The organism is Burkholderia sp. Se-20373, from assembly GCF_017104705.1.
GTDB lineage: Bacteria > Pseudomonadota > Gammaproteobacteria > Burkholderiales > Burkholderiaceae > Burkholderia.
On the sequence record NZ_JAAGPH010000219.1, the window covers coordinates 1 to 8,781 of the forward strand.

Consider the following 8,781-nt stretch of genomic DNA (forward strand, 5'->3'; position numbering starts at 1 on the left):
TATCGTACTAGTCCTATAGTTTCTGTTCATGCTACAGAGCCAACCTGGAGATACACATCGGCAAACACTCTGCCCCTACACGACGCTCTTCCGATCTCGCGCTGCCGCTGCTGCTGCTCGCCGGCATCGCGATCAACGCGCTGGTCGGCGCGGCGATCGGGCTCCTCACGTTCGTCGCCGACGACGCGCAATTGCGCTCGCTCACGTTTTGGAGCCTCGGCAGCCTCGGCGGCGCGCAATGGTCCGCGCTGGCGGCCGTCGCGCCGTGCGTCGCGACCGGCTGCGTGCTGCTCGCGCGTGAACGCGACGCGCTCAATGCGTTGCAACTCGGCGAAACCGAGGCGCTGCACCCCGGCGTGCCCGTGCTGCGCCGCGCGGTGGTGCTCCTCACGTTCGTCGCCGCCGCCTCGGACTTGCGCTCGCTCGCGTTTTGGAGCCTCGGCGGCCTCGGCGGCGCGCAATGGTCCGCGCTGGCGGCCGTCGCGCCGTGCGTCGCGATCGGCTGCGTGCTGCTCGCGCGTGAACGCGACGCGCTGAATGCGTTGCAACTCGGCGAAACCGAGGCGCTGCACCTCGGCGTGCCCGTGCAGCGGCTGAAGCGGCGCGTGCTCGTCGCGGTCGCGCTCGCGGTCGGCGCGCTGGTGTCGTGCGCGGGCATCATCGGCTTCATCGGGCTCGTCGCGCCGCATTGCGTGCGGCTCGCGTGCGGCCCCGACCAGCGCGTCGTGCTGCCGGGCGCCGCGCTGCTCGGCGCGCTGCTGACGCTTGCGGCCGATCTCGCCGCGCGCACCGTTGCCGCGCCCGCGGAAATTCCGCTCGGCGTGCTCACCGCGCTGCTGGGCGCACCGTTCTTTCTCGCGCTGCTGTGGAAGAGCCGCGGCGCGCTCGGCGGCTAACCCTTCTTCCACGACGATCATGCTGACCGCCCATCACCTCGACGTCGCCCGTCGACACAACGCGATCCTGCGCGACCTGTCGCTGTCGATCGAACCCGGCCGCGTGACCGCGCTGCTCGGCCGCAACGGCGCGGGCAAGAGCACGCTGCTGAAGACCTTCGCCGGCGAACTCACCGGCGGCATCGCGCCGAACGGCGTGCGCGTGACCGGTGACATCACGCTGAACGGCGAACCGCTCGCACGGATCGACGCACCGCGGCTCGCGTGCCTGCGCGCGGTGCTGCCGCAGGCCGCGCAGCCGGCGTTCCCGTTCAGCGTCGACGAAATCGTGCTGCTCGGCCGTTATCCGCATGCGCGGCGCAGCGGTGTGACGTCGCATCGCGATCGCGAGATCGCGTGGCGCGCGCTCGAACGCGCGGGCGCCGATGCGCTCGTCGGCCGCGATGTTACGACGCTGTCGGGCGGCGAACTCGCGCGCGTGCAGTTCGCCCGCGTGCTCGCGCAGCTGTGGCCGGACGACGATGCGATCGAGAGCGGCCCGCGCTACCTGCTGCTCGACGAGCCGACCGCCGCGCTCGATCTGGCGCATCAGCATCGCCTGCTCGAAACCGTGCGCGCCGTTGCACGCGAATGGCAGCTCGGCGTGCTCGCGATCGTGCACGATCCGAACCTCGCCGCTCGGCACGCGGATACGATCGCGATGCTCGCCGACGGCACGATCGTCGCGCACGGCACGCCGCGCGACGTAATGACGCCGGCGCATATCGCGCAGTGCTACGGATTCGCGGTGAAGATGGTGGAAACCGGCGACGGTGCGCCGCCGGTGATGGTGCCCGCGTAGCGCGGGCGCGTGTCGCGTGTCGCGTGAGCATTGCGCCGCGCGATGTCATGTCCAATCGATAGCAACGGCTTTCCCAACGCATCATTCGCGCTTCGCGCATCCCCTTCAAGGAGACCCCCATGCCGCTTCCGATGACCCGCATCATCCTGTACGTCCAGGACGTCACAACGCTGAAGTCGTTCTACCAGCAGTATTTCGATCTGCCCGTCGTCGAGGAAATCGAAAACGAGTGGGCCGTGCTCGGCGCAGGCGCCATCGAACTCGCGCTGCATCTCGCCGGCCCGGCGTTCCGCCACGCGGTGCCTGCTGATGCGGAAGCGCGCGCGGAAACCAGTCACGTGAAGCTCGTGTTCTCGATCGGTCAGGACATCGGCACGCACCGCGACCGGCTGGCCGGCAGCGGCGTGACGGTGCGCGATCTCAAACGCTATGACGGGTTCGCGTACACGATGTACGACGGCATCGATCCCGAAGGCAACGTCTTCCAGGTGATGCAGGCCGACTGACGTTCCGGCCGGCCCGGGCGCTCACCCGAATGCCCGGGCCGGTACCTCCCAGCCGCCGCGCGTGTAGCGGCCCTCCCCGCTCAATGCTCGAGATCCGCCGCGCCGAACGTCCGCATCTTCCACCCGAGCCGCACGGCGAGCATCCGCATCGAGAATCCGGCCGCCAGCGCGACGACCGTCGCGAAGCCCGCATCGATGCCGAGATGCTGCATCCCGACATAGAGCCCGCCCGTGACGAACGCGACGCTCGCATACAGTTCCTCGCGCAGGATCAGCGGCATCTCGTTGCACAGCAGGTCGCGCAACATCCCGCCGCAGACGCCCGTGATCGCGCCGGCCAGCACGACGATGATCGGCGCGGTGCCGGTCGACGCGCCGACGTCGCAGCCGATGATCGTAAACGCCGCGAGGCCGATCGCGTCGACGGTGACGAACAGCGTCTTCATTCGCGCGACATGCCGTGCGGCCCATGACGCGACGGTCGCCGCGACCAGCGTGATCACCAGGTACTCGGGATGCGCGATCCAGCCGAGCGGATAGTGGCCGAGCAGCACGTCGCGCACGGTGCCGCCGCCGAGCGCCGTCACCGCGCCGACGAGCGCGAGCCCGAAGCGGTCCATCCCGCGGCGCATGCCCATCAGCGCCCCCGACATCGCTTCCGCGACGATTGCAATCAGATAAAGCGTATGCATGGTGCGCGTCAGTCATCCGTGCGGAACAGGTCGAGCACGCGTTCGCGCTCGGCCGCATCGACCGCGGCAGGCGTCGATTCGGCGGGCTTGCCGTTGTCGCCCCGCACGTCGGACGCACCAGCCACCGCCGCTGCCGCCGCCCCGCCGCACGCGAAGCGGCTGCGGATGTAGGACGGCACGTCGGCCGTGCACGTGCCGCGCGTGTATTCGGCGTAGACGAAGTCGCCGTCGACGAGCGCGACGTCCTGCGGCGGCGTTGCCTCGACCGGCGTACGCCCGTCGACGGCCGTCTTCATGTAGTCGAGCCAAACCGGCAGCGCGAGCGTCGCGCCGGTCGCGCGCCCCATCGGGCGCGGCGTGTCGTAGCCGAGCCACGCGACCGCGACGATGCCCGACGAGTAGCCGGCGAACCAGACATCCTTCGAGCCGTTCGACGTGCCCGTCTTGCCGGCCGCGTCGTCGCGGCGCAGCGCGAGCGCGCCGCGCGCGGTGCCGGACTTCACGACGTCGCGCAGCATGCTGTCCATCACGAACGCATTGCGCGCCGATACGACGCGCTCACCCGACGGCGCCGTCGCCTCGTATATCGCGCCGCCGTGACGCTGCTTCACCGACAGGATCAGGCGCGGCTCCATCCGCGTGCCGCCGTTCGCGAACACGCTGTACGCGCTCGCCAGTTCGAGCGGCGTCACGGCGCCCGCGCCGAGCGCGAGCGGCAGCGACGCCGGATTGCGCTGCGCGTCGAAGCCGAAGTGCACCGCGTGCTGCTGCACGTAGCGCGCGTCGGTGGCCTGCATCAGGCTGACCGCCACCAGGTTCTTCGAGCGCATGAGCCCGCGCCGCACCGGAATGAAGCCCTCGTAGTTGTTGGCGAAATTGCGCGGGCGCCATGGACGCGCGCCGGTCTCCTCATGCGTGAGCGTGCGCTGCGTATCGTCGACGAGCACGCCCGGAAAGTAGCCCTTTTCCAGCGCCGCCGAATAGACGAACGGCTTGAAGCTCGACCCTGGCTGGCGATACGCCTGCAGCGCATGGTCGAACACGTTGCGGTCGAAATCCGCGCCGCCGACGAGCGCGAGCATGTCGCCCGTGGCCGCGTCGATCGACACCAGTGCGCCCTCGAGCCCGTTGCGCGCATCGCGTGTCGCGCGCGGCTGGCGGCTCAGCGTGCGAGCGAGGGACGATTCGGCCGCGCGCTGGTCGCGCATCGAGATCGTCGTCGTCACGTCGAGGCCGAGCGTATAGGCGTCGTCGTGGAAACGCTCGACCATCATCCGGCGCGCGCGCTCGGCAACGTACGGCGCTGCGATGATCCCCGGCGGCGGCGTGGTTGCCAGCGCGATCGGCGCGTCGACGGCCGCGTGATACGTTGCGTCGTCGAGCTGGCCGAGCGCATGCATACGGCCGAGCACATAGTTGCGCCGCGCGGTCGCGCGTGCCGGATTGACGACCGGGTTGAACGCGGACGGCGCCTTCGGCAGCCCCGCGAGCACGGCCGCCTCGCCCGCGCTCAGCGCGTCGAGCGGCTTGCCGAAATACACGTTCGCGGCCGCCGCGAAACCGTACGCGCGCTCGCCCAGATAGATCTCGTTCATGTACAGCTCGAGCAGCTTGTCCTTGCTGTATTCGCGTTCGAGCTTGGTCGCCATCAGGATCTCGGCGAGCTTGCGGCTCAGCACCTTGTCGCGCGTCAGGTAGAAGTTGCGCGCGACTTGCATCGTGATCGTGCTGCCGCCCTGCCCCGGCTGCCCCGTCACGACGTTCGCGAACGTCGCACGCGCGAGGCCGTTGAAATCGACCGCGCCGTGCTGGTAGAACTTCGCGTCCTCGGCCGCGAGCAGCGCCTGCCGCATCAGCGGCGGAATGCGTTCGAGCGGCACGAACTCGCGCCGCTCGACGCCGTATTCGGCCAGCAGGTCGCCATCGCGCGAGAAGATCCGCAGCGGCAGCGCGGGACGGTACACGGCGAGGTGCTCGACGGACGGCAACTGTGTCCAGATCCGCTGGATCGTCCATGCGCCGATGCCCGCGCAGGCGACCGTGAGGCCGAGCAGCGCGCCCGCGAGCGTGCGCCACGTACGGCGGCGGCGAGGCGGTGGCGCGGATGGCGGCGGCGGGGATGCGGTGTGGTCGGTCATGTCGGGCTCCTTCTTCGATGCTGCGACGGCCGGTGCGCGAGAGGCACCGACGGTCACGAAAGGCGCGCATTGTCGAAGGGATGGCGCGAAACCGGAACATTCTTTAGCCAAAGTTTGGCTGGCTAAATTTTATTTAGGAAAGTGCGCTTTGGCCGTTCGTGTCGTATCTGCGACCGCGTGACGCACCGTTGGACGAACCGTGCTGCGCACCATCCGGTTCGGCTGTAGCATCGTGTGATGTTCGATCGATACTTGAGCCTGTGGGGCCTCGTTCCCGACGGCGGCCCGATCCTGACCGCGAGCGGCGGCCTGCTGCCCGTCGTCTGGCAATCGCGGCCGGCGATGTTGAAGGTCGCCACGTGTAACGAAGAGCGTCGCGGCAATGCGCTGATGACCTGGTGGAACGGGCAAGGCGCCGCGCAGGTGTGGCTGCATGACGGCGATGCAATCCTGCTCGAACGGGCGCAGCCGGAACCGACGCTGGCCGGTTTCTCGGCATCGGGGCATGACGACGATGCGATGCGCATCGCGTGCGATGTCGTCGCGCGGCTGCATGCGCATCGTGCTTCGGAGCCGCCTTCGGTCGTGCCGCTGCATGACTGGTTTCAGGCGCTGCTGTCCGACGCTTCAGCCAATGACGTGCTTCGTTGCTCGGGAACGGTCGCGCGCCAACTGCTCGCCGGGCCGCCCAGCGACGAAGTCGTCCTGCACGGCGACATCCATCACGGCAACATCCTCCATTTCGGCGATCGCGGCTGGCGCGCGATCGATCCGAAAGGGCTGCGCGGCGATCGCGCGTTCGACTACGCGAACCTGTTCTGCAATCCTTCGCACGACGTTGCGGTCGATCAGGTGCGGTTCGAACAGCGTGTCATAGTCGTGGCCAATGCTGCACGGCTCGATAGGCGCCGGTTGCTGCAGTGGATTCTCGCGTGGTCGGGTTTGTCGGCCGTGTGGCTGATCGAAGACGGCCTGTCGCCCGATACACGGCTGCAGGTCGCGACGCTCGCGGCACGCGCACTCGGTCTGTGACGAGCATCGCCCTCGCGCACGACACAACCTTCACGGTGCCGCCCCGCCGACGCTGACATTTGGCCTATGCAAGTGACGACGTACAACGGGCTGAATGGCTCTTAAGGCAATCGCGGAAAAAATGGACGGGGTCGTACGAGGGAAAGTGACACGTCGCCGCATACATCGGCGACCATGGACGTTCTCTCCTAGCAGAATAAAACAGCACTTTGTAAGCACGACTGGCTCATAATTCTTGCAACCCTTTGCGCTCGATAACACCCACAATCTCTCACAAAGCTTAAAATGCAAACCATTGCCACAAGCGATCAATAATAATTTTTCACCTCCTTCAACCCTATCCAATCTAGCATCATGATCACCACCTTTGTTTTATTCAAACACAGCAAAGAGTCCTTTCTTTCCGAACTTAATCGAGCATCCATCAAGTACAGCCCAGTTGAAACCTTCTCCAGTGGGATCATGGCATCGGGGGAACTTATTGCCATTGCTCAAACTGTTGCGTCATCAACAGCAGTTGCCACAATTGTTTCGGCTTGGCTCAAGGCACGCGCCAGTCGCAAGGTAATTGTTACAACGAAGGATAACCAAGTGACTCACCTCGAAGGGTATTCAGTCAAAGATATTGAGAAAATCCTTTCTGTGACAGATCGAGTAGCGGTTATTGAATCTGATAGCAATTCCAATCAAAATTCGACGTCGTCAATCGACTCCAGACTTGACCAGCATACAGACGGCGATTCCGATCGATAACCCGTATACTGAATTACCCAATCAGCTTATCGACTTTTTGCGTCTAGCACGGACGTAGTTCGACGACATTCAGTGCACGAATCACGATGAAACAAAAAAACCCGCCGGCATTCACCGGCGGGCTTTCACATCCAACTGCTCGCTCGACGCTTACCGCGCCGGATTCAGCAACAGGTTCATGTGACGGTTCACATCCTTGTACAGCAGGTAACGGAACCGCCCAGGCCCACCCGAATAGCATGCCTGCGGGCAGAACGCGCGCAACCACATGAAGTCACCGGCCTCGACCTCGACCCAATCCTGGTTCAGTCGATAAACAGCCTTCCCTTCGAGCACATACAACCCGTGCTCCATCACGTGCGTTTCAGCAAACGGAATCACGCCGCCCGGCTCGAACGTCACGATGTTCACGTGCATGTCGTGGCGCATGTCGCTCATGTCGACGAAGCGCGTCGTCACCCATGCACCGTTGGTGCCCGGCATCGGGATCGGCTCGACGTCCTGCTCGTTGGTCACGAAGGCTTCCGGCAGCGGAATGCCGTCGACGGCCTGGTAGTGCTTGCGTACCCAGTGCAAACGCACCGCAGCATCGCTGACGTTGTGCAGCGTCCAGTCCGCGCCCGGCGGAATGAACGCGTAGCCGCCCGGCTTCAGCGCGTGCTTCGTGCCTTGCAGCGTCAGCTCGGCTTCGCCTTCGACGACGAACAGCACGGCTTCGGCGTTCTTGTCCTGCTCGGGCTTGTCGCTGCCGCCGCCCGGGTTCACTTCGACGATGTACTGCGAGAAGGTTTCCGCGAAACCCGACAGCGGGCGGGCGATCACCCACAGGCGCGTGTTCGTCCAGAACGGCAGCCAGCTCGTGACGATGTCGCGCATCACACCCTTCGGGATCACCGCGTACGCCTCGGTGAACATCGCGCGATCGGTCAGCAGATCGGTCTGCGGCGGGTGGCCGCCGTGCGGCGCGTAATACGTTGTCTTAGACATAGTGCATCCAGGCAATGGGTTGGTCCGGCCCCGGGTGCCAACGGCATCGGGCGGCACGTATGCGCGTGGGGCGCGCATGCGGCGGCGGGACATCGTTGCCGGGGTGGCTTGAAGGCGCATGCGCCTTCGTTCGGTCGGCCAGGCTTCGCGACGGGTTCGTCCGGTTCTTCGGACGCGACGGCCCATGCTTGTGGGACCGGCGACCGGGCCGTGGCGCTCGCGATCATGCGGCGAGGCGCGGCCAGCGGCACGGTGCAATGCCGTACGCGAGCATCGCCGACGATAGCGAAGTCGTTCGCAATCGACCAATTAAATGTTGCGATGGATTCCATTCGATTTCCCACTGCCAGCCGGCAGCCGCGACACGCGGTGAGGACGCGCGAAGCGACGGTCTGGCTATCAGGGAAATCCTGACGGGCGCGGCGACGCGCACGTTCGCCAGGACGCTACAGGGCAGATGAAAAGCCGCAGCCGCTGCAGTGACCCACGCGGTTCGCGATACATCCGGTTACGCAGATTGGAGCGCGACGACGTGCGCACTGCAGCAAGCCGCACCGTGCCAGTCATGAGCCGCCGTCTGGCCACAGAACAAGGTCAACGGAAATCGAACGGAACGCGAACGGTCTCGGCGCTACTCGGACGCATTCAGTCGCGAGAGTCGATGGAGTCGGAAAACGGGGAAATACAACGAGGGGGGAAACTTGCCGGCCCGTCGATCGGGCATCGGGTCGCGGCTGAGGAAGCCGGAAGGTATTCGCCGGTCTGGCCGGCGATGACGGCCCGGCAGGCCGCCGGGCCGAATCTCGCGTCGGGTGCCGACGCCGTCGGCGCGCCGGTGCGCGGTTCACGCACCGAGCCGCGCCAGCGGCGATCAGTCCCAGTCGCGGTGGTGACGATGCTTGCGGTGGCGGTAGCCACGATCGCCGCGACCGCAAG

General features: G+C 66.1%; 8 protein-coding genes and 1 pseudogene. 6 read left to right on the forward strand and 3 right to left on the reverse strand.

What is annotated here, in order from left to right:
* Window positions 1-113: 113 nt before the first annotated feature.
* The 3 genes and pseudogenes from G3N96_RS35995 to G3N96_RS36005 all read left to right on the forward strand — a co-directional run.
* A pseudogene (locus G3N96_RS35995) lies at window positions 114-896 on the forward strand (iron ABC transporter permease); the annotation flags it as partial.
* A 19-nt stretch (window positions 897-915) separates the two neighbouring features.
* Complete coding sequence (locus tag G3N96_RS36000; protein WP_206140144.1) at window positions 916-1,737, forward strand: heme ABC transporter ATP-binding protein; 822 nt, start codon at window positions 916-918, stop codon at window positions 1,735-1,737.
* A 119-nt stretch (window positions 1,738-1,856) separates the two neighbouring features.
* On the forward strand, window positions 1,857-2,243 hold the full coding sequence (locus tag G3N96_RS36005; protein ID WP_206140145.1) for a VOC family protein: 387 nt from the start codon (window positions 1,857-1,859) through the stop codon (window positions 2,241-2,243).
* An 80-nt stretch (window positions 2,244-2,323) separates the two neighbouring features.
* Here the strand turns inward: G3N96_RS36005 and G3N96_RS36010 are convergent, their stop codons facing one another.
* Window positions 2,324-2,935, reverse strand: coding sequence for a trimeric intracellular cation channel family protein (locus G3N96_RS36010; protein WP_206140146.1), 612 nt, complete (start codon window positions 2,933-2,935; stop codon window positions 2,324-2,326).
* An 8-nt stretch (window positions 2,936-2,943) separates the two neighbouring features.
* The gene (locus tag G3N96_RS36015) at window positions 2,944-5,073 is read right to left on the reverse strand and encodes a PBP1A family penicillin-binding protein (RefSeq protein WP_206140147.1); all 2,130 of its coding nucleotides are present in this window, start codon (window positions 5,071-5,073) and stop codon (window positions 2,944-2,946) included.
* 237 nt (window positions 5,074-5,310) lie between these two features.
* On the opposite strand from G3N96_RS36015, the gene G3N96_RS36020 reads away from it, so the two are divergent.
* Entirely contained in the window at window positions 5,311-6,105 is a 795-nt protein-coding gene (locus G3N96_RS36020) for an aminoglycoside phosphotransferase family protein (RefSeq protein ID WP_206140148.1), read from the forward strand.
* A 354-nt stretch (window positions 6,106-6,459) separates the two neighbouring features.
* The gene (locus G3N96_RS36025) at window positions 6,460-6,858 is read left to right on the forward strand and encodes a hypothetical protein (protein WP_206140149.1); all 399 of its coding nucleotides are present in this window, start codon (window positions 6,460-6,462) and stop codon (window positions 6,856-6,858) included.
* A gap of 150 nt (window positions 6,859-7,008) precedes the next feature.
* On the opposite strand, the gene G3N96_RS36030 is transcribed toward G3N96_RS36025, so the two are convergent.
* The gene (locus G3N96_RS36030) at window positions 7,009-7,845 is read right to left on the reverse strand and encodes a bifunctional allantoicase/(S)-ureidoglycine aminohydrolase (protein WP_206140150.1); all 837 of its coding nucleotides are present in this window, start codon (window positions 7,843-7,845) and stop codon (window positions 7,009-7,011) included.
* Between the two features lie 565 nt (window positions 7,846-8,410).
* On the opposite strand from G3N96_RS36030, the gene G3N96_RS36035 reads away from it, so the two are divergent.
* Window positions 8,411-8,781, forward strand: a 371-nt coding sequence (locus tag G3N96_RS36035) for a hypothetical protein (protein ID WP_206140151.1), incomplete at its 3' end; no start/stop codon positions are given.